Consider the following 20,549-nt stretch of genomic DNA (forward strand, 5'->3'; position numbering starts at 1 on the left):
TCGAAAACATCTGCACATGCCTATAGTGCTAGTTATACAAATATAAAAATGGATACTAAAAAAACAGAGGTTATATTTTCAATTGATACTTTATCGATATTAGAGTTAATACCCAAAATAGATAAAAATAAGGACTGGATTCTTGATCATTCAGAAATTAAGAAGGAAAAACACCATTTAGAAGAACTAGTTACAGAGGGTCTGACTCTTGATAAAGGAAATAAAGAACAAACACCACAAATTGAGAAAATGGAGATTGTAAAAAAAGAAAATAAAGAATTTCTTACAATTTATATGAGTTTTCCAGCTTTTTCTCCCGGCGATACGATTGTTTTTAATGATGGCTTTTATTTTAATGATACTGGAACCAATTATGTAAATTTCATTTCTGCATCTTACCTAGATCAAACAAGTGAGGCTGCATTGGAGGGGAAAAATCGAACTTGGACAATGCTGTTAACTGAGGTGCAACAAGAGCAACAGTCAGGTGATGAGCAAGCTGGACAATTAGAGCCTGAACAAAAACAAACCGAACTAGCACACCCCGTTAAAACAACTACTTCATCTTCATGGTTTTCTTTTTTAACACTTGGAATGCATCATATTCTATCAGGGTATGACCATTTATTATTTTTAATCGCGCTACTTCTAAGGAAACAAACATTGAAACAATATATTGGGATTGTTACTGCATTCACAATTGCTCATAGTATTACATTAAGTTTATCTGTTTTAGATATCGTGAACCTTCCATCTCTATTTGTAGAGTCTGTCATTGCTTTAAGCATTATTTACGTGGCATTGGAAAATATTCTCCGTAAGAAAATTCAATTTCGTTGGGGGATCACCTTCGCATTTGGTCTGATTCACGGATTAGGTTTCGCAGATTTATTAAAAGAAATGGCGTTACCAAAAAGTCAACTTGCAGTGGCTTTATTTAGTTTCAACATTGGCATTGAAGTCATTCAAATTGGGATAGTCCTACTGTGCTTGCCTATCCTTTTCTATTTGCATAAGTGGAAAGACTCATTAAAAATAATTCAATACTTATCTTGGATTATCGTAGCAGCAGGTATGTACTTCTTGATAAATCAACTTTTCTTCTAATTATCGATTCGTTTAAATACGAAAACAAAAGCAAACGCTCAGAACAATCAGGAGAATTACCTCATCATCATACAATATATCGGAATGGGAATATGAAGTGGAAATTACTTGAGAGACTGTAAAACTTCTAGATACCCTTCCTAAACAGCAGTGCCAGTAATGCACAGAAGGATTCGATAATTGATAAAAACAAACATTACATGACGAAATCACTAACAATGACAATCGGATTACAGAATGATCAACCGACGAAATTCAGGAACTTGTGTCATTGCATTAATGAGTCGGACGGGGCTGAACTCGCAATACGTCCCAGTCTATCGTAGTCCATGCACCTAAATTGATTGGCTGATACTGAGCCAAATTTTTTTAAAGCAGCCTCTTTTCACATTGAGGCTGCTTTTACAAATTGAATTACTGCTTTTATCACGTAATGTTTCCAACTAGTAGTGATTACTAATAAATAAAGAGTAGAAAATCGATTCTGGGCCATCTCTCCAGCAAAAAATCAGCACGTTCGGTGCCGCAATCCACGATCACAAGCTAAAAACTGAGATATCCAAGCTAACCTGTGCTCCTTTCGAGCCGGATTCGAGATTTTCGCGCCAGAGGAAAATGGACGTGCCAAACAAGTTTCAGTCCGAATTCCATTCAACCTATATAAAAAATTAAAAAAGTCAGCCATATCCGGCTGACTTTTCTAATTAGTTCTTCATTCTTGGATCGAGTGCATCTCGTAATCCATCTCCCATTAAATTGAAGCCAAGTACAGTTAGCATGATAGCCACCCCTGGAAATAAGACGGTCCAAGGTGCTTGAAGAATATATGCGCGAGATTCTGCCAGCATTTGGCCCCATTCTGGAGTTGGGGGCTGTGCACCTAAACCTAAAAATCCGAGTGCCGCACATTCAATGATTGCTGACGCGATTGCCAACGTACTTTGTACAATAATTGGAGCAAGGCAATTAGGGAGAACGTGTTGAAAGATAATCCGGCCATCTCTCATTCCGACTGCCTTCGCTGCTGAAATATATTCTTCTTCTTTTACCGAAAGTACCCTTGAACGAATCAGCCTGCCGAATGTCGGTACATTTATGATAGCAATGGCAAGTAGAGCATTCCTAAGAGATGGCCCAAGTACAGCAACAATCGCAATTGCAAGCAAGATACTAGGAAATGCTAGTAATATATCAAAAATTCGCGAGATAATCATATCTACCCATTTTCCATAATAGCCAGCGAGAAGGCCCAGTACTAAACCTACAATCACGGAGCCAGCTACAGAGACAAAGCCAACCCAAAGCGATAAACGAGCACCAAAAATGATCCGACTTAGAATGTCTCGACCATATTCATCTGTACCAAACCAATGCTCAGCTGAAGGGGATAAATGTTTATCTGCTAGTTTCTGAGACTCATATGAATATGGTGCAAGTAAATCTGCAAACAGAGCCATTAAGATGAAAAACACAACGATTAATAACCCGATAACAGCTACTTTATTCTTTTTAAAACTTCTCCACCCTTCTTTCCATGGAGATATGGCTGTATCTTCTACAGGCTGCCTTGCGAGCGGGGATTTGTTGTTTACAAGTTCTGCCATGTCACGTCCCTCCTACTTATACTTAATTCTTGGATCGATTGCAGCATATAATAAATCGACACATAAATTTATGATGACAAAGATAAAGGCAATCACTAAAATCCCAGATTGAACGACAGGATAATCCCGGTAGTTAATGGCGTCGTAAATATAGGTGCCAATCCCAGGCCATCCGAATATGGTTTCCGTCAAAATGGCTCCGCCAAGAAGCAATCCTGTCTGCAAACCAATGACAGTCACGACTGGAATTAAGGCATTTTTAAAAGAATGCTTATAAACCACCCAGAACATTCTCATCCCTTTTGCACGAGCTGTTCGAATAAAGTCTGAGCGCATTACTTCCAGCATGGATGAACGTGTCATCCGCGCAATAATGGCCATCGGAATCGTTGCTAAAGCGATGCTTGGAAGAATTAAGTGGCGGATCACTTCAAAGAATTGATCAAACCTTCCTTGAAGGAGTGTATCAAGTAAATATAAGTTCGTAATCGCTTCAACTGGATCTCGGATATTATCTCGACCCGTTGTAGGTAACAGATCCCATTGAATCGCAACGATATATTGTTCCATTAATCCAAGCCAAAAGATTGGCATAGAGACGCCGATAAGCGCGATAATCATCGCGATATAATCAAACCAGGAATTTTGAAACCATGCAGATATGATTCCAGCATTCACTCCAATTACGACCGCTATGATCATAGCGATAATGGCAAGTTCTATTGTTGCTGCTAAATATGGCCAGACTTCCTCAGCAATTGGGGTGCTTGTCTTTAAAGAAACACCTAAATCCCCGGAAAATAGGCCACCTAAATAACCCAAAAATTGCATGTACCAAGGTTGATCCAGACCGAGCTCCTTTGTCAAAGCAGCAACTGCTTCCTTCGATGCCTGTTGACCTAAAATAAGCTGGGCTGGATTACCCGGAATTGCACGGACCATCATAAAAACGATAAACGCCATTCCCAGTAGGACTGGAATTAACGCACCAAGACGCCGAACTGTAAAAGAAAACAAAATGACCACCTCTTCTTTGGGCATCTAAATATTTTCTAGATAGAGTATTTAGTTGACCCAAGCCTTATCTGAATATTAGTCTCGTTGAAATTTATTCTTCACATTTTTTTCGAAAAACAAGGAGCATGTTGCAACCATACTCCTTGTTCCTCTTGATAGATATCGTACTATAAAAATTAGAATGCGCTTCACTCTGATATGTCGGCCTAAATCAATCTCTAAATTCCTAGATCAATAGCCATTTTCATATTATTCCCCTACAGTTACATCGATAAAAGATTGTGTTCCCGTTGGATGCGGTGTGAATTCTTTAATTTCTTTTATGCCTGCGAGAAGCGGCTTAGAGTGTGCAATTGGAACCCAAGGAGCTTCTTCGTGAATAATTTCTTGAGCTTTTTTGTAAAGCTCAATACGCTCTTCTTCATTAGGATTAGATTGTGCTGCGATTAAGATATCATGCAATTCATCATTGCTATAACGTGAATAGTTGTTTGAACCAATGTTATCTTTATCTAAAAGTGTATAAATAAAGTTATCTGCATCACCATTATCCCCAGTCCATCCGAGCATATAGACAGGCGCCTCGCCGGCTTGCACTTTTTCAATATACGTACCCCAGTCAAATGTAACGATATTTGCTGTAATATTAACCTCTTTCAAAGCAGCTTGAATCGCTACTGCTACTTTTTGTCCTTCAGGCATATATGGTCTTGCAACCGGCATTGCCCATAGATCCATCTCGAAGCCATTTTCAAGTCCTGCAGCTTTTAATAATTCTTTTGCTTTGTCCACATTAAAGTCATAATCTACAATGTCATCGTTATAGCCACTAATAGATGGCGGCATTGGATTTTTGGCAGGTTCTGCAGTACCTTCATAGAAGCTCTTAATTAATTCTTCTTTATTGATTAAATGACCGATGGCCTGACGAACTTCTTTTTTATCAAATGGAGCTTTCTCTGTGTTAAAACCAAGATAGCCGACGTTCATAGACGGTCTTTCGAACACCTGCAACTTGCTGTCTCCCTCTACCTGACCAAGATCACTAGGGTTAAGCCCATCCATTAAATCAATTTCACCTTTAATTAATGAATTGAGTCGAGCAGAGTTATCTTTAATTACTTTAAATTTAACGCCATCCAATTTCGGAAGACTATCTTGCCAGTAATTTTCATTTTTCACAACTTCAATCATATCGCCTGGTTTCCAAGATTTAAAGACGAACGGGCCTGTCCCTACAGGATGTTTCGTGAATGCATCACCAGATTTCTCTAATGCTGTAGGACTTGCAATCGCAAACATGCTCATGGCTAAGTTTTTCAAGAAAGGCGCTTGCGGACGGTTTAGTGTAAATACAACCGTATGCGCATCTTGTGCTTTCACTTCTTTAATTACATGACCTTCGTCACCTTCAAAACCGCCAAACATGGATGCATAATAAGCAAACTTTGCTTCATTTTTACTCTGTGCCCAGCGTTGAAAGTTCTTTACAACTGCTTCAGCGTTAAAATCAGTATCATCGTGGAACTTGATTCCTTCGCGTAGGTGGAATGTATAAGTCAATCCATCTTCAGAAACGTCCCATGTATCGGCAAGTCCCGCTTCAATTTCTGTATTATCCTTTTTATAGTTTACAAGTGTTTCAAAAATTTGTTCTGTGACGATAAACGATTCCCCTTCTGTCGTTATCGCAGGATCAAGTGCCGTAGAGTCCGCTCCTCGGCCATAAATAAGCGTCCCTCCGGTTGCCTTTGAATCTCCTGAGCTTGTGCTGCTTTCTTTAGCTTTTCCGCAGCCAGCGAGCGCAGCCGAAAGTGCAAGAATACAAATTAATACGATCCAGCTTGTCTTTTTCATGATTTTCCCCCATTGATTTTTTATTTTACTAATCTATGTCTACGTATACTTAGTCATATAAATGACAAGCTACGTGATGACCTTGTTCAAGCTCTTTTAATTCAGGTCTTATATTCGAACACAGCTCCATTGCTTTTGGACATCTTGTATGGAACGGGCAGCCTTTCGGCGGATTTACCGGACTCGGAACATCGCCTTGGAGAATAACTCGTTCTTGCTTGTAAGTTACATCCGGAATAGGTACCGCGGATAATAGCGCCTGTGTATAAGGGTGAAGCGGATTTCGGTATAAGTCTTCACTTTCCGAAATTTCCACTAACTGCCCAAGATACATCACACCTACACGATCACTAATATGACGAACAACGCCGAGGTCATGCGCGATGAATAGATACGTTAATCCATATTCTTTTTGTAAATCTTGAAGTAGATTCAACACTTGTGACTGAATGGATACATCTAAAGCAGATACCGGCTCATCTGCGATAATTAGCTTTGGATTAATGGCAAGTGCTCTAGCTATTCCAATCCGCTGCCGCTGCCCACCGCTAAACTGGTGAGGATAGCGTGACGCATGATAACTACTAAGTCCAACAACCTCTAATAACTCTTGCACACGTTGCTTTCTTCCCTGCCTATCCTTCACACCATGAACAATTAGTGGCTCCTCTAGAATTTTTCCAATGGTATGTCTGGGATTTAACGAGGCAAATGGATCTTGAAAGACCATTTGCATTTCACTACGCGTTTTCCTCATTTCATTGGTGGAGAGCTTCGTAATGTCTCTCCCTTCAAAATAAATAGTTCCATCACTGGGTTCAAGGAGTCTGAGAATCATCCGACCAGTCGTCGATTTCCCGCAACCGCTTTCACCAACAAGTCCAAGTGTCTCTCCTTTTTTTATCGAAAAAGAAATGCCGTCAACCGCTTTTACAGAACCTACTGTTTTTCCTAAAATCCCACCTTTAATAGGAAAATGCATTTTCAGGTTTTCAACTTGAACTAATGGCTGAGTCATAAATGTCTGCCCCTTTCCCGTCTCCATATAGCCAACAACGCACTTTTTGACCATTATTGAATGGCTGTAGCGGAGGGGCTTCGCTTAGACAACGATCCATTGCATGCGTACAACGCGGAGCAAATTGACAGCCTAGCTTTTGACTACCTGGTTTTGGCACCTGCCCCGGTATTGAATACAATCTTTCCTTTTTTTCACGCATGTCAGGTACAGATTGTATCAATCCGACCGTATACGGATGCTTCGGACTCTGGAAAACAGTAGAAACATCTCCTTCTTCAACTATTTTCCCAGCATACATGACAACCATCCGCTGACACATCTCTGCAACGACTCCTAGATCATGGGTAATCATCATAATTGCCGTGTTCGTTTCTCGATTCAATTTTTTCATTAATTCTAAAATTTGTGCTTGAATCGTAACATCAAGTGCGGTAGTTGGTTCATCCGCAATCAACAATTCCGGTTCACAAATCATCGCCATCGCAATCATGACCCGTTGTCTCATTCCGCCAGAAAGTTGATGCGGATATTCATCCATCAACGCTTCTGCCCTCCCCAGTCCGACCAGTTTCATCATTTCTATAGCTCTTGCTCTTGCTTGTTTTTTATTCCATTTCCTATGTATTCTTAACGACTCTGTTAATTGTTCTCCTATCGTAAATAATGGATTTAAACTGGTCATTGGTTCTTGAAAAATCATGGCAATTTCGTTCCCACGAATCTTCCTCATTCTCGCTTCAGATGCAGTAGCTAAATTTTCTCCTTTAAACTGAATCTTCCCCTGTACTTTTCCAGTATTCGTGGGAACAAGTCCCATGATTGATAAAGAAGTCACGCTTTTTCCACAGCCTGACTCTCCGACAATTCCCAATACTTCGCCAGGTTCAAGATGGAAACTTACGGAATTCACCACTGGAATTTCTCCAGTATCCGTTCGAAAACTTGTCTGCAAATCTTTCACTTCAATCATTGGAGATTCCACGAATTTCCCTCCTTTATAAATAAATTACATTTCTTCCAGTTAATTAATTGAATTATTGCATTAATACGAAAAAATAACAATCTATATTTCAGAATATTTTAATTATTTGCATATCTATAATAAAAAATTAGATAATCTGGTTAAAAACGAAAAAAAGACTGCAAAATGCAGTCCATATTTGAGGCTCATTAGAGGAATCAATCATATTTTTCGAAGTTAATCGGGGTTTGTCTTACGAGGATTACTAAACCAGTAGTCCCTTAGCATACATGTGATAAAGGTTTTTCTATATAATTAAACATGTATAGATCATTTATTCTCAAGTATAATAAGTCGTTGTTGAAGTACTGCATATTGTTCCGATAAATAGATATATTGCGTGTTAAAACGATTTAAGCGCGATTCCATTTCTGCGAGGTGACTTTCATTTTTTGAAGTTTTGGCTTGGGTCTTGGCTATATAGCGAATTAAATCGCCCATAATTTGTTCGATGCGTTCTATTTGCTGGTGATTGTAGTGTAGGGGTGCAGCTGTAAATGGATAAATCGTCTGATTGTCTTCTTTTAAAAAATTACCAAATTGAAAGCTATTTCTTGTCATATTTCACCTCAATAACCGTTATCCTTTAATATGTTCAAATTCTGGTTGCTGCTTATTTGCTGGTTTCGGACCAAGGAATCTTACTGCTTCTGCGACTACCTCTGTTACATAGACTTTCTTTCCTTCTTGGTTATCATATTTTCTCGTTTGAATTCTTCCTGTAACCCCGATAACTGAGCCCTTTTGACAATAATTCGCTGTATTCTCGGCCGTTTTTTGCCAAAGCGTACATTGAACAAAATCTGCATCAAAATCTCCTGCTTGATTACGATAATTTCGGTTTACCGCTAATACAATGGTAGAGACTGCCTTACCTTCGGCTGTATAGCGCAGATCAGGATCTCGCGTTAACCGGCCGACTAAAGTTACTTGATTAATCACATTCTCATCTCCTTCCAATCTATTTGTACCCATCATACATAAATTTATTGTAAAAGAAAAACCGCGAAATCTGCATTTTGATACGCCTTTTTTGTTGATTATTATTGATATCTCGCTTAAAAATCCTATTTTCAACGCACTTCTACAGCAAAAACTAGATTTTCAACATTTCCTCACTTTTTTAAAGTCGAATCTCATTTAGATTATGATTCGTTCCTCATTTTCAGATATGTTATAATAAGCAAAAATAAGGAAAGTTTCTATGCATAAGAAGAATGGAGGAATGGCATGAAATCATTCAAATTAATTTCACTACAAATTGTAACTGAGCGAAATGAACTATTTAATGTGGGGCTTACAGATGGATTGATTATTAACAAAGAAGATGATTTAAATACGTGGATTCTCGAAGCCTTTTTACCTAAACCATATTTCGATAAAATTCAGCATGTACTTCCTTTATTGAATGGCGAAGTGACTGTTCAGGCTGTCATCACAAAAAAAGAGAATGGCCCTGCTGCGTTTGACACTGTCCTCCGTTCAATCAAAGAAGTTGATGGCCATGTTAGCATCGTATTTGAAGGTCATTTGCAAAGAGCCCGTAGTAAGTATGCAGAGTTACTTCTTGAGGATTTAATCGACAAAGGCATTTCCGGCGAGGACTTACTTACGCAATTCAAAGAAAAAATCATTTCTCAGCCTCCATTTATCACTACAAAAAAATCATAAAGTGCGTGTTCAAAAAGAGGATAAAAAGAGCCGAGAAGTTCGAGAAAAGACAGAGCTTTGGTGCAATTCGCAAGCTTTTTTACCGGGCTTTTTGAACAACCTCATAAAGCGTGTAACTCCTCACTGGCAAAAGCCAATGAAAAAAGCAAAAGCAAAGAACTCTTTGCTTTTGCTTTTTTCATTTACATATTGTTGACATGTCTCATTCGTTCAAATTTGCAGAGGGAATTTACGAAAGGATATAAGTGCTTCAATATGACTTTTTTATTTGGAGTTTGTCAATTCCCTTGTGAGCTTCTCTATGACAAAACGAGCTTCCGCGCGACAAGTATAATCATATTCTGTTTTCGTAAGTTTTTGCAGTCGTTCTATCTCTTCCATTTGCTCTTTCTTCGGTTTTTCTGAAAGAATCTTATTAATCGTTTCATTAATTTTCACCGCTAATTCCTCATGAAACTCCGAATTCGCTTTTATATCATTGCTTACCTTATCATACCAAGTAGCTGATTTATTTAAGTATTCTTTCCATTCGCCCATGTACGCTTCATAATCAAACTGTTTTTCATTCCAGTTGATTTTGTTCATATATTGCTCAAAAGTAATTGAAATAGAGCGAGTTATACTTATTTTTACTCCTGGTGAAAGATCTTTTAACATTTTATAAAATGGACCTCCTACATTTAGCTCCTCTGCTCTTGCTAAAATCATATCAAATATCGCCAGTAAAAGGAATCATTTATAACAATTAAATTATTTTCGTTATAGAATCGAAACAAAAAAGGCGGAAATTTCCACCTGTTTTGTTTATGAATAAGAATTACTTGTTATCCTTAGGTTTTGGTGTTTCATTTAAATTTGTATCTGGTCCATTTACATTATTGTCCGGATTTACATTGTTGTCTGGATTCACAGGTTCATTTACATTGTTGTCTGGGTTCACATTGTTGTCTGGATTCACAGGTTCATTTACATTATTATCTGTCGGGGTCTGTTCAGGAGCAGGATTATTGTTATCGTTCGTCGCACATCCCGCTAACATCATTATTGATAAAAATGAGTACCCAAGCAAAGCTAATATTCTTTTTTTCACCATGTTGTATTCCTCCTTATGTTGTGAGCCATATTCTAATGGTCCTTATTTAGAATACCCGAAAAAGGGAATTTCTCTCGTTTCTATAAAAGTAACATTTTCCAAATTTTCCTCTCGCGGACAAAAAAAGAGAGCACGGAATCTTTATCCGTACCCTTTGTTATTCTACTATTATGATTTATCTCCAAAGGCAAACATAATATCTGTTTCACAAGCAATTTCGCCATCTACAGTGGCCACTGCTCTTCCTTTGCCAATGGAACCACGCATTCTCGTGATTTCAACTTCAAGTTTTAATTGGTCTCCTGGAACGACTTGTCTCTTAAAACGACAGTTATCAATTCCAGCAAAAAAGGCTAGTCTCCCTCTATATTCCTCCTGCTTAAGCATCGCTACTGCCCCTACTTGAGCAAGTGCTTCCACAATAAGCACACCAGGCATGACTGGATACTCAGGGAAATGACCATTAAAGAAAGATTCATTTGCTGAAACGTTTTTCAAGCCTACTGCACGTTTTCCATCTTCCACTTCAATTATGCGATCCACTAATAAAAAAGGATAGCGATGCGCAATAATTTCTTTAATTTGATTAATATCAAGCATTCCTTTTTCCTCCTTATAAGAAAAGCCATCACCAGTTGACCTGGATTGGCCCTCTATTTCTCACTGTATACTAAATCAAAAATGTGAGTCCAGGTTGACTTTTTAAATACATCAACCATTGCTCCGCCACCCATCATACTATAGCCGACAATTGATCCGGAGACTACTGATACAACAATCAATACTGTAACAAGTAACACCCTGAACCAAAGCGGTAACAGTCTGATTCGAATTTTTCGTTTCGTCTGTTCCTTATTTTCCTTTTTCTGTTTAAAATCATCTCTGGTTAAAGTTTTTTCTTCCATGCTTGTGTACAATAGCTCCTTTTTATCCCGGTTTAACAGGCCGTTATGCCCCCATAATAATCAGCGGCTTGATCTTTATTGATGGATGTTTCACTTATCTGATACTGTTCACTATTCCTTGCATTTGATCAGCCATTGTAATCGCTCTTGATTGGAATTGATATTGTCGCTGAACCATAATCAGATTAGACATTTCCTTCGACAAGTCTACATTGGAGCCTTCCAACGCTCCTTGTGTCATAGAAATCTCGCCGCGCAAGCCGCCTGTTAATGATGTCAAAATATCTTCTGCATTCATATTCAATTGGTTAAAATTTGAGGGGAGTGCTAATACATTACCGCCTAGCTGCTCCATAAATTGCGGCTTCTTAACAGACACAATGCCTAACTCAAAGGTTTGTGTTCCTCGATCACTCGTCTCTATCTTAATCTGTCCATTTTCGGACATGCTAATATCTGTTACATTCCCGTTTACAACAATTGGGCGGTTGAATTCATCAAGAACAGAATTCCCATCACCCGTAACAAGCATAACCTGATGATCATTTCCATCTACAGGTGTCATAAAAAAGGCTCCATCACGTGTATAGCGTATGTTTTCTCCACTCTCATCTGAAACACGTACACTAAAAAACAAATCGGGCTTTGTAAAGGCGGCATCTAGGCTACGATTCGTCGTTTTTAATGAACCTTGTGTCAGGATAAGTTGTGATTGACCAAGTTTGGCCCCTGTTCCTTGGCGTATTCCATTTGGCGTCAAACGGCCGATTTCCTGAGACGCAGTTGTTTGATTATTGAATTGCTGTACAAGCAAATCCGTAAAATTTGCTTCTTTCCGTTTATAGCCTGTTGTATCCACGTTTGCTATATTATTGCTAATCGTATCCAATTTTAGCTGAAGCTGAGAGAGTGTATTAGTTGATGTAATCATCATGCGATTCACTATATTTCCCCCTTATTCTTTAGAGCCTACCAATTTCATTGACAGCCTTGTCCATACTTTTATCGTATGCTTGTAATATTTTCTGATTCGCTTCAAACGTACGATAAGTAGTAAGCATGTCAGTCATTGTTTGCGCCTGATCGACGTTAGACCCTTCCAAATAGCCCTGCTTTAAATTAAACGATACACCTGCAGTATTATAGGCGTTAGCAAGCCTTGCTCCTTCTGCACGGAATAATCCGTCTCCCTCTTTAATGAGTTGGTAAGGATCCCTTGCGAATGCAACTCCAATGCGGGCTACTGGTTGGTTATTTTCTATAATCATGCCTTCTTCACTGACGGAGAAGTTCTCGCTATTCACGCGAATTCGGTTATTATTGACATCCTGCACATAATTTCCACTAGCTGTGGTCAAGTATCCAGCGCCATCCAATGTAAAGTTCCCATTTCTCGTGTAACGCGCTTCACCCACACTATTTTCAACAACAAAGAGAAGCGTGCCTGGTTTGCCATTTTCCTGATTCAATGGAAGGTTCCCATTAACAATCGCCAAATCGGTCGCTAATTGGGTTTCTCGGATGTCACCTTGCGTATACAAGGGCGTCGCCTCTTGCATATAGACACCTGTACTGAGAGAGCCCACCTGTGAATAAATTGGTAAACTGATTTTCCCGTTTGGTGTTGTCGCTTTTTGACCTATTCGTTGCATAAGCATTTCAGGGAACGACCTCACGCTTGCTTGGTCTGTTTTAAATCCAGGCGTGTTCGCATTTGATAAATTATTCGTCAACATTTCCGCATGCCTTTGTTGAGTAAGCATTCCGGAAGCCGCTGTGTAAAATCCTCTGAACATCATTGATCACCTCTGATATATACAAAATCTAAAATGGCGTTCAAACGCCACTAGTTACTATGAAGGATAGACCATGAAACACGCTACACTCACCTTATCACAATGATAGCGGTGCGAAGCCTGAATTTCGGATGCTTTCTCGATACTATAAGTATACCTGCTAAGCAGGTTAGCTATATGTATAAGTCACGAAGACCCATCCCCATGTCCTTCATACAAAAAGCTGTAATCTTCAGCTATCTGGAATATTTTTTTCTAAACAGTCTTATGGTTGTTGTTCCATACGTCTATTTACTATATCGGAAGGTTTCTAGGGTAACTTAATACTAATTATAGTAGGACTGCTTGAGGCATTAAAATCGTCAATTGTAAAGGAATTGGTTAAAAAACTTCGTAGGTTTTATAACTCGATTTCGAATAAGAAACAGGAACCGAGAATCCTCAGTCCCGTCAAAATGAAGGTACAAAAAGTGTGCGCTTCTATTGAATCAACCAAATTTATGGCGTGGTAATTTATCCATATTATCCAGCATAATTCCCGTTCCAATCGCTACACAGTCCATAGGATTCTCTGCGACTAGTACTGGGACTTTCAATTCTTCTGCTAGCAATAAGTCAATTCCGTGCAGAAGGGCTCCGCCACCTGTAAGAATAACGCCGCGGTCAATAATATCTGCTGATAATTCAGGTGGTGTGCGTTCTAGAACGCTCTTAGCACCTTGGACAATAATAGAAACTTGTTCACGCAGTGCCTCTTCAATTTCCTCAGAATGAACGGTAATTGTCCTAGGCAATCCAGAAACCATATCACGTCCACGAATATCAATTTCTTCCTTCCGCGATCCAGGAAAAACAGTTGCGATCTTTATCTTGATATCTTCTGACGTTCTTTCACCAATGAGCAGTTTATATTTACGTTTGATGTAATTCAAAATTTCATTATCAAATTTATCGCCCGCCATGTTTATGGACGATGAGGTTACAATGTCCCCCATAGATAGGACTGCGATGTCTGTTGTACCTCCGCCAATGTCAACGACCATATTTCCGCTTGGCTGGAAAATATCCATCCCCGCTCCTATTGCCGCCACTTTCGGCTCTTCTTCTAGGTAAATTTTCTTACCTCCGCTTTTTTCAGCTGCCTCTTTAATGGCCTTCTGCTCAACACTCGTGATATTAGTTGGACAGCAAATTAGAATTCTTGGTTTCGATAAAAATCCTTTAACATTTAACTTATTTATAAAATGCTTAAGCATCGATTCAGTTACATCAAAATCAGCAATGACTCCATCCTTTAACGGGCGAATCGCAACGATGTTTCCTGGTGTACGACCAACCATCTTTCTAGCTTCTTCACCGACCGCTAATACACGGTTCGTATTTTTATCGATGGCTAATACGGATGGCTCATTTAACACAATTCCTTTACCTTTGACATGGATCAGCACATTAGCTGTTCCGAGATCTATTCCAATATCCCTAGCAAACATGATTTAAATCCTCCTTGAATCCTCATAAAAGCCTACTTACTCCTAATTGTTTATTTTAACATATTGAAAAGGTGGAAGGTAGGTCTATATCCTTGAAATGGGAATTTTTTTTACGCATCACAAAAACCGGTTTTTGTTGTCATACCCCGCTTCCCGTGGTTCTTAAAAGGTAACACTTTTTACTAAGTATTTCCCTTTTAAACCACCGAAACTGAATCAGGGTAGCAAATACCGGTTTTATTTTTACATAAAGTGAAACTTCAATCAGTGGGGGGGTTCTTCATCCCCACTGATTGTTAGTCCCGTTAATGAGGGAAAAGCTATCTTTTCAATATTTCCTCTTCGCGCTCTGACCGCTTATATTTCAACTTTGTTGCTTCTCCACCTCGAAGATGCCGGATAGATTTATGATAATCCAAAATATCCTTCACCTCATTGGCCAATTCAGGATTAATTTCAGGTAATCGCTCGGTTAAATCTTTATGGACTGTACTTTTGGATACACCAAACTCCTTCGCAATCACACGAACAGTTTTTCTTGTTTCCACGATATACTTTCCTATCTTGATAGTTCTTTCTTTGATGTAATCGTGCACACCACTCGACCTCCCTAAATTGGATGTGAGAAGTGTGAAATGAGATTCGCTTTTGGCTTAAAAACGACCGTTGCCCCGGAAATTATCGATTCATATATCTTCAACTGGATTTATCATTAGATTTAAACGACTACTCACCTCAAACACTCTCTTTGTATGGTTTGTATCAGTTTATTAGTACGGATGAAGATATATGCACACTTTAGAACAACTTCCGGAAATATTTATCGTAATTTTCCAAAAGTTAATGCGTGCTTTCAAATTATTTCCCGAGAAATTTGTCAGAAATAAAGGGATTTTGTAAAAGAAGAAAGGGTTAAGATAGCCATATAAAAAATCCCCATCTTTATGATAGGGATCTCACCAAATTTTCAGTTGTTGTTTACGGTCGTACCATTTTGTTTTGATTCATTTAGTTTAGTTTAACGAACTCATGTATGGAGTGAACAAACTCCATTGATGGAAATTTTAACTAACTACCAGTGGGAGATGCAGAACAACCCTACTGATAGAAGTTTCACTTTATCAGCCTTCTTCAGTGTTACCCATTTCAGAATCAGAAGGATCTTCTTTTTTATGATCGTCACTAGATTTTGCGTCAGATGGGTCTTCAATTGCTTCAGAATCCGAATTCGCTGGATCTTCTTCTTCACTTACACCACTTGGGTTTTTATCAGCAGCTTCGTCCTTTGTTTCAAGGGATGCCAACTGACTTCCGAAAATAGCATTTGGATTTAAAGCAACATCATCTTGGCGAATTTCAAAGTGGACATGTGTTCCAGCCTCTTCATTCAAGAGACTCCTACCTGCTTTGGCAATCACAGCACCTTGTTTCACTTTGTCGCCAACCGCTACTTTAATGTCTGTAATAGATTGATAACGAGTAGTCACACCATTTTCATGTTCAATTTCTACTTCATTTCCAAGCAAAGAATCTTCTTTAACTTTATTTACTTTCCCGCTTAAAGAAGCTACAACATCGAATGCACCACCGTCTTTAGCTGCGATATCCAGTCCTTTGTTTTGCATAACACGATTATTATAAAAGACTAATGCAGCAGCACGTTTTTCTTTGTCAGCCTCTTTATCATAAAACTCTTTCTTAATGACCGCGAGTTGGGAATCCGCTATCGGCATGTTAATTTTTTCAAGATGGCTGTTTACTTCAATCGCAGGCTCTTCCATGTTATTGCCTAATCCAGTTGCCTCTTCTTTATCTGTTGAGTTGTCAGCTGAATCGTTAAAACTGTTCTGTGCCCAAATGGCACCGGCCAAAATCAATGCGGCACTTGCGATATAAATTGCTGGTAATGCCCAACGTTTATTCTGAATACGTCGGAGAATGGACTTTTTGGAAGTTGGTTTGTTTTCTTCCTCTCTCATAATTAATCACCTCAGCAATCATTCTGAACAGATTGCTGCAATTATATACATCTGCCATAAAATTTTTTTAGATTTATTTTTTGTTTAACTTGAATTTTTTATGCATGGTAATTATTTCATTCCTTTAAGGGTATGGGAGTCGGGCTTCGCTACTTTCTAAATATCTCTAGTCTAATTAGCAACTAACTGATTTTATTATAGAAAGTACTTCTAAATTCAGCTTCGCACCGCTGCCATTGTGATTAGGCGAGTTTAGTGTGATACGTGTGGTAATGGTCCCGTTTCGTAAGATGAAAAATATGTTTTTTTATGGAATTTCGCCATTCCGCCTTTTTCAAGTCGCTTACGCTTTGTTCTTTCCCTATAAGAAAATTCTTGATACAATGGCAACAATCACTTACTAAAGGAAGTATTCATTCATGAGAAAATTCTTGAAGCTATTCTTGACGGTTCTGCCGTTTGTTTATATGGGAGCTATTTGGTATATGTCTAGTCAGCCTGATGATTTAATTCTCGATCTTCCATCCTCTTCTGTCGATCATTTCATCAAGGAAGCTCTTCATTTGGTTGAATTTGCGATTCTTTATATGCTGTTCGCTGCTGCTCTTGCTGCTCATAGTAAATTAACCAGCTCCTGGAGTATCCTAGCTGCCATTTTAGCGTGTTTGTATGGCGTTTGTGATGAAATACACCAATCCTTCATACCTGCCCGCTCAGCAAGCCTTATTGATGTTGTCAAAGATGTAATTGGCGTGTTAGCTACTTATTTCCATGTACGCTATCACTATTTCAAGCATCATCGTGGTTTTCTTACAATCATTGAAAAAATGACGAAAAAGGCTGTCTCATAAGGATTTGATCCTTGGCTTTTGAGACAGCCTTTTTTTTATTTCATTGCTATTTTATCTCACGCTTATGAGGAACAAAGGAGATAAGTGGGGGAACAACTGCACGTAAAGATCCGATTGGTTGGTTCAACTAACCGTCAGTGAGGGAGATCTCACTTTCTCTGACGATGTTGATCTTTGGCCCCTTTAGCTCTGACTGAAAAGCTTGTGCGGCCAAAGATCTAATTACCAATCATATTGTTTAGCCTAGCCTTACTTTTTTGCTGTGATGGTATTCAATATTGCGTTCGAAGGCTGAATCGTAACACCTTGATAATAATATTTTACAATTTCATCAGATTTTTTCCCTTCTATAGCCATTCCATTTGCACCGTACTGGCTCATTCCAACTCCATGACCGAAACCCCTTGTCGTAATGATAATGTTCTTGCCTTTTCGCTCCCAAGTAAAGTCTGTTGATTTCAGGCCCAAGCTATCACGAACTTCCACTCCAGTTAGTTCTTTGCCTGCTATAACCACCTTACTTACTCGATTTCCTTTTGTACGAGCCTTTACAGTACCGATTTCATTTCCTGCTGGCAGTTTAACACCTAATCTTTTTTGAAAATCAGCTACGGATATCGTTTCATTATTATAAAACTTCGGTGATGATTTATCCCAAGGACTTGCCACACTTTTTAGATAAGGATAAGCACTTGTCCAAATATCTTCTGAATTCTCGGTATACCCATTGCTAGTTGAGAAGAAGGACGCTGTGATCGGTTTGCCATCATACGTTAAAATTTGCCCTTTTGTCGCATTTACCGCATCTTTAATCTTCTTGATTTTCCATGTATAATCGGAACCCCACGATTTCTTCAGCTCCGCATCATTTCGATACACCTGGTGCAATTCCGTATCTGTCACATCGGCTCCTTTTGGTACTCCAACAACATTATCTGTCAGCAACAAATCCACAATATACGTCCTCGCTGCCAGAGACTGAGCTTTTAATGCTTCTAATTCAAAATCTGCATACATTTCTGTTGCCACCACACCGACAACGTATGATTCTAACGGAATCGTTTGAATCTCTTCTTCGGCAGATCGATACACAGCGACATCTACACCTGACACCTCTGTTGTGTCAACATTTTCTATGGGTTGCTCCACAGCTTCGGATAATTTACCACCCTCTTTATCTTTTGAAAATGGAAGCACAAGTAATGCGGGGATCATAAGTGTAACAAATGCTACAGTTAAAAATAGTGTGATGATCGGCTTAAATGCTCTCAATATTCCTGGGCCTCCCTTTGTATGCATTGAAGGTGGAATTGTGGCAGAAACGAGTCCTCTATCATTTTATCCCGGTTCAACTAACTATCAGTGGGGACTTGCATCCCGCTGATAGAAGTTTCACTTTATCTTTCGAATGGGAGAGTCCTACGTTCCCACACCTCCCCTTCTCTCATGACAAATATATGGGTTGGGACAAGCAATTATGACCTTTATTTTGAAACTACCTTAGTATGTTCATAGCTTATTAGCCGTAACTATGCACTATTTTTCTAGAAGTTTACTTATACCAATACGAAAAAATGTTTTCCTTTCATAAGGCTTTCGTTTTGTTCCATTCTGGTGGGTATTTTGATCAAGTTGGGGAGTAAAGTAAACCTAGGGAATCATCGCTTAGCTTAGCAGGGATGTCATAAAGTTAGTGGAAGAGGAACTTTCATCTGTGGAGTGTTACAGCCGTGGATAGATTAAGCCAAACTCATTTGCAAGCATTGGACAACAAAAAAAAGAAGCTGGACTTCACATTCAAAGTCCAGCCACTATTATCAATTATGCATTCAAATCTGCTGCAATATTTTTAATTTCAATTGTATGTTCGTCGTTTACACGTTCAACATCTGCCCCTAGAGCTGCTAATTTACCATGGAAGTCCACATAGCCGCGGTCAAGATGCTTTAATTCCGTTACACGTGTTACCCCTTCAGCTACTAAGCCTGTTAAAACAAGAGCCGCTGCAGCACGTAGATCGGTAGCTGCTACTTCTGCTCCTTGAAGATTGGATGGTCCATTTATGATGACCGATCTGCCTTCAATTTTAACATTTGCATTCATACGACGGAATTCTTCAACATGCATGAAGCGGTTTTCGAATACTGTTTCTGTAATCATGCTTGTTCCCTTAGCTTGCAACAACAATGCCATCATTTGTGACTGCATGTCAGTTGGAAATCCTGGGTGAGGCATCGTTTTAATATCGATAGCCTTTAAAGAGTCTGGACCAATTACACGTAACCCTTCATATTCTTCGTGAATTTCGACACCCATTTCTTCCATTTTTGCAATTAAAGAAGTGAGATGTTCTGGAACTGCTCCTTTGACAAGGACATTACCACCCGTAATTGCAGCAGCTACCATGAATGTACCAGCTTCAACGCGGTCTGGAATGATTGAATGTTCAGCACCGTATAACTTTTCTACACCTTCAATTTTCAATGTACCTGTTCCTGCACCTTTAACCTTTGCTCCCATTTTATTCAGGAAGTTAGCAAGATCCACAATTTCTGGTTCCTTGGCAACGTTTTCGAGCACAGTTATACCCTTTGCAAGTGTTGCAGCCATCATAATATTTTCTGTTGCCCCTACACTTGGGAAATCAAGATATACTCTTGCCCCCTTGAGTCGGCCATTCACTTCAGCTTCAATAAAGCCATTTCCAACTTTCACTTTCGCACCCATTGCTTCAAAGCCTTTTAAGTGCTGGTCAATAGGACGCGAACCGATTGCGCATCCACCAGGTAATGCTACACGAGCACGCCCATTTCTTGCTAGTAAAGAACCCATAACCAATACAGAAGCACGCATTTTTCGAACATATTCGAACGGCGCTTCATCTAATAGCCCTCTAGATGCATCTACAGTAACTTCATTATTATCAAAGGCAACCTCAGCATTCAAGTTGCGCAATACTTCATTAATTGTATATACATCGGAGAGCGTTGGAACGTCCTTAATAATGCTTTTTCCATCACTAGCCAATAGTGTTGCGGCGATAACCGGCAAAACGGCATTTTTTGCTCCCTCTACTTTAACAATTCCGCTAAGCCTTCTACCGCCGCGGACGATGATTTTTTCCAAGAGTATTCCCC

21 protein-coding genes are annotated in these 20,549 nt (G+C 39.1%); 3 read left to right on the plus strand and 18 right to left on the minus strand.

What is annotated here, in order from left to right:
* Window positions 1-48: 48 nt before the first annotated feature.
* Window positions 49-1,107 carry a HupE/UreJ family protein gene (locus ACIQZI_RS18845; protein WP_253722722.1) on the plus strand — a complete coding sequence of 353 codons (1,059 nt, stop codon included), beginning with the start codon at window positions 49-51 and terminating at the stop codon, window positions 1,105-1,107.
* 704 nt (window positions 1,108-1,811) lie between these two features.
* Here ACIQZI_RS18845 and nikC read toward each other — a convergent pair.
* From nikC to ACIQZI_RS18880, 7 genes are all read right to left on the minus strand, one after another.
* Window positions 1,812-2,711, minus strand: coding sequence for a nickel transporter permease (gene nikC / locus ACIQZI_RS18850; protein WP_062185465.1), 900 nt, complete (start codon window positions 2,709-2,711; stop codon window positions 1,812-1,814).
* A 12-nt stretch (window positions 2,712-2,723) separates the two neighbouring features.
* Window positions 2,724-3,728: an ABC transporter permease gene (locus ACIQZI_RS18855; RefSeq protein WP_403076220.1), complete on the minus strand. Its 1,005-nt coding sequence runs from the start codon at window positions 3,726-3,728 to the stop codon at window positions 2,724-2,726.
* 249 nt (window positions 3,729-3,977) lie between these two features.
* Window positions 3,978-5,585, minus strand: coding sequence for an ABC transporter substrate-binding protein (locus tag ACIQZI_RS18860; RefSeq protein ID WP_403075944.1), 1,608 nt, complete (start codon window positions 5,583-5,585; stop codon window positions 3,978-3,980).
* A gap of 49 nt (window positions 5,586-5,634) precedes the next feature.
* A complete protein-coding gene (locus ACIQZI_RS18865) occupies window positions 5,635-6,603 on the minus strand; it encodes an ABC transporter ATP-binding protein (RefSeq protein ID WP_403075947.1) in 969 nt (322 codons plus the stop codon).
* Entirely contained in the window at window positions 6,578-7,588 is a 1,011-nt protein-coding gene (locus ACIQZI_RS18870; RefSeq protein WP_403075950.1) for an ABC transporter ATP-binding protein, read from the minus strand. The genes ACIQZI_RS18865 and ACIQZI_RS18870 overlap by 26 nt, the downstream gene beginning before the upstream one ends.
* Window positions 7,589-7,897: 309 nt before the next feature.
* The gene (locus ACIQZI_RS18875) at window positions 7,898-8,188 is read right to left on the minus strand and encodes a hypothetical protein (RefSeq protein ID WP_403075955.1); all 291 of its coding nucleotides are present in this window, start codon (window positions 8,186-8,188) and stop codon (window positions 7,898-7,900) included.
* Window positions 8,189-8,206: 18 nt separating this feature from the next.
* Window positions 8,207-8,569 carry a single-stranded DNA-binding protein gene (locus ACIQZI_RS18880; RefSeq protein WP_062185453.1) on the minus strand — a complete coding sequence of 121 codons (363 nt, stop codon included), beginning with the start codon at window positions 8,567-8,569 and terminating at the stop codon, window positions 8,207-8,209.
* Between the two features lie 288 nt (window positions 8,570-8,857).
* Here ACIQZI_RS18880 and ACIQZI_RS18885 point away from each other — a divergent pair, with 288 nt between their 5' ends.
* Window positions 8,858-9,298, plus strand: a complete 441-nt coding sequence (locus ACIQZI_RS18885) for a YwpF family protein (protein WP_062185451.1) — start codon at window positions 8,858-8,860, stop codon at window positions 9,296-9,298.
* 264 nt (window positions 9,299-9,562) lie between these two features.
* Here the strand turns inward: ACIQZI_RS18885 and ACIQZI_RS18890 are convergent, their stop codons facing one another.
* From ACIQZI_RS18890 to spoIIQ, 9 genes are all read right to left on the minus strand, one after another.
* On the minus strand, window positions 9,563-10,006 hold the full coding sequence (locus ACIQZI_RS18890; RefSeq protein WP_403075960.1) for a hypothetical protein: 444 nt from the start codon (window positions 10,004-10,006) through the stop codon (window positions 9,563-9,565).
* 109 nt (window positions 10,007-10,115) lie between these two features.
* On the minus strand, window positions 10,116-10,391 hold the full coding sequence (locus ACIQZI_RS18895; RefSeq protein WP_403075963.1) for a hypothetical protein: 276 nt from the start codon (window positions 10,389-10,391) through the stop codon (window positions 10,116-10,118).
* 168 nt (window positions 10,392-10,559) lie between these two features.
* Entirely contained in the window at window positions 10,560-10,991 is a 432-nt protein-coding gene (fabZ, locus tag ACIQZI_RS18900; RefSeq protein ID WP_062185447.1) for a 3-hydroxyacyl-ACP dehydratase FabZ, read from the minus strand.
* Window positions 10,992-11,044: 53 nt separating this feature from the next.
* A complete protein-coding gene (locus ACIQZI_RS18905) occupies window positions 11,045-11,296 on the minus strand; it encodes a DNA-directed RNA polymerase subunit beta (protein ID WP_062185445.1) in 252 nt (83 codons plus the stop codon).
* A gap of 94 nt (window positions 11,297-11,390) precedes the next feature.
* Window positions 11,391-12,230, minus strand: coding sequence for a flagellar hook-basal body protein (locus ACIQZI_RS18910; RefSeq protein ID WP_403076223.1), 840 nt, complete (start codon window positions 12,228-12,230; stop codon window positions 11,391-11,393).
* Window positions 12,231-12,258: 28 nt separating this feature from the next.
* The gene (locus ACIQZI_RS18915; RefSeq protein WP_403076226.1) at window positions 12,259-13,092 is read right to left on the minus strand and encodes a flagellar hook-basal body protein; all 834 of its coding nucleotides are present in this window, start codon (window positions 13,090-13,092) and stop codon (window positions 12,259-12,261) included.
* 488 nt (window positions 13,093-13,580) lie between these two features.
* Window positions 13,581-14,582: a rod shape-determining protein gene (mreB, locus tag ACIQZI_RS18920; RefSeq protein WP_403075966.1), complete on the minus strand. Its 1,002-nt coding sequence runs from the start codon at window positions 14,580-14,582 to the stop codon at window positions 13,581-13,583.
* A 320-nt stretch (window positions 14,583-14,902) separates the two neighbouring features.
* Complete coding sequence (gene spoIIID / locus ACIQZI_RS18925; RefSeq protein WP_028393454.1) at window positions 14,903-15,178, minus strand: sporulation transcriptional regulator SpoIIID; 276 nt, start codon at window positions 15,176-15,178, stop codon at window positions 14,903-14,905.
* 525 nt (window positions 15,179-15,703) lie between these two features.
* Window positions 15,704-16,561, minus strand: coding sequence for a stage II sporulation protein SpoIIQ (gene spoIIQ, locus ACIQZI_RS18930; RefSeq protein WP_403075968.1), 858 nt, complete (start codon window positions 16,559-16,561; stop codon window positions 15,704-15,706).
* Window positions 16,562-16,980: 419 nt separating this feature from the next.
* Here spoIIQ and ACIQZI_RS18935 point away from each other — a divergent pair, with 419 nt between their 5' ends.
* A complete protein-coding gene (locus ACIQZI_RS18935) occupies window positions 16,981-17,412 on the plus strand; it encodes a VanZ family protein (RefSeq protein ID WP_403075971.1) in 432 nt (143 codons plus the stop codon).
* A gap of 249 nt (window positions 17,413-17,661) precedes the next feature.
* Here the strand turns inward: ACIQZI_RS18935 and spoIID are convergent, their stop codons facing one another.
* Together spoIID and murA are read right to left on the minus strand one after the other, a co-directional pair.
* Window positions 17,662-18,684, minus strand: coding sequence for a stage II sporulation protein D (gene spoIID, locus ACIQZI_RS18940; RefSeq protein ID WP_403075974.1), 1,023 nt, complete (start codon window positions 18,682-18,684; stop codon window positions 17,662-17,664).
* A gap of 549 nt (window positions 18,685-19,233) precedes the next feature.
* A complete protein-coding gene (murA, locus tag ACIQZI_RS18945; protein ID WP_062185430.1) occupies window positions 19,234-20,538 on the minus strand; it encodes a UDP-N-acetylglucosamine 1-carboxyvinyltransferase in 1,305 nt (434 codons plus the stop codon).
* Window positions 20,539-20,549: the final 11 nt, after the last annotated feature.

The organism is Peribacillus sp. NPDC096379, assembly GCF_044762875.1.
Classification (GTDB): domain Bacteria; phylum Bacillota; class Bacilli; order Bacillales; family DSM-1321; genus Peribacillus.

Bases quoted from the DNA above. Each gene is read 5' to 3' on its own strand.
- ACIQZI_RS18860 (WP_403075944.1), bottom strand. From the start codon at position 5,585: ATGAAAAAGACAAGCTGGATCGTATTAATTTGTATTCTTGCACTTTCG.
- ACIQZI_RS18935 (WP_403075971.1), top strand. From the start codon at position 16,981: ATGAGAAAATTCTTGAAGCTATTCTTGACGGTTCTGCCGTTTGTTTAT.
- spoIIQ (WP_403075968.1), bottom strand. From the start codon at position 16,561: ATGAGAGAGGAAGAAAACAAACCAACTTCCAAAAAGTCCATTCTCCGA.
- ACIQZI_RS18895 (WP_403075963.1), bottom strand. From the start codon at position 10,391: ATGGTGAAAAAAAGAATATTAGCTTTGCTTGGGTACTCATTTTTATCA.
- mreB (WP_403075966.1), bottom strand. From the start codon at position 14,582: ATGTTTGCTAGGGATATTGGAATAGATCTCGGAACAGCTAATGTGCTG.
- ACIQZI_RS18915 (WP_403076226.1), bottom strand. From the start codon at position 13,092: ATGTTCAGAGGATTTTACACAGCGGCTTCCGGAATGCTTACTCAACAA.
- ACIQZI_RS18905 (WP_062185445.1), bottom strand. From the start codon at position 11,296: ATGGAAGAAAAAACTTTAACCAGAGATGATTTTAAACAGAAAAAGGAA.
- ACIQZI_RS18910 (WP_403076223.1), bottom strand. From the start codon at position 12,230: ATGATGATTACATCAACTAATACACTCTCTCAGCTTCAGCTAAAATTG.
- nikC (WP_062185465.1), bottom strand. From the start codon at position 2,711: ATGGCAGAACTTGTAAACAACAAATCCCCGCTCGCAAGGCAGCCTGTA.
- ACIQZI_RS18845 (WP_253722722.1), top strand. From the start codon at position 49: ATGGATACTAAAAAAACAGAGGTTATATTTTCAATTGATACTTTATCG.
- ACIQZI_RS18890 (WP_403075960.1), bottom strand. From the start codon at position 10,006: ATGATTTTAGCAAGAGCAGAGGAGCTAAATGTAGGAGGTCCATTTTAT.
- ACIQZI_RS18885 (WP_062185451.1), top strand. From the start codon at position 8,858: ATGAAATCATTCAAATTAATTTCACTACAAATTGTAACTGAGCGAAAT.
- ACIQZI_RS18865 (WP_403075947.1), bottom strand. From the start codon at position 6,603: ATGACTCAGCCATTAGTTCAAGTTGAAAACCTGAAAATGCATTTTCCT.
- fabZ (WP_062185447.1), bottom strand. From the start codon at position 10,991: ATGCTTGATATTAATCAAATTAAAGAAATTATTGCGCATCGCTATCCT.
- ACIQZI_RS18875 (WP_403075955.1), bottom strand. From the start codon at position 8,188: ATGACAAGAAATAGCTTTCAATTTGGTAATTTTTTAAAAGAAGACAAT.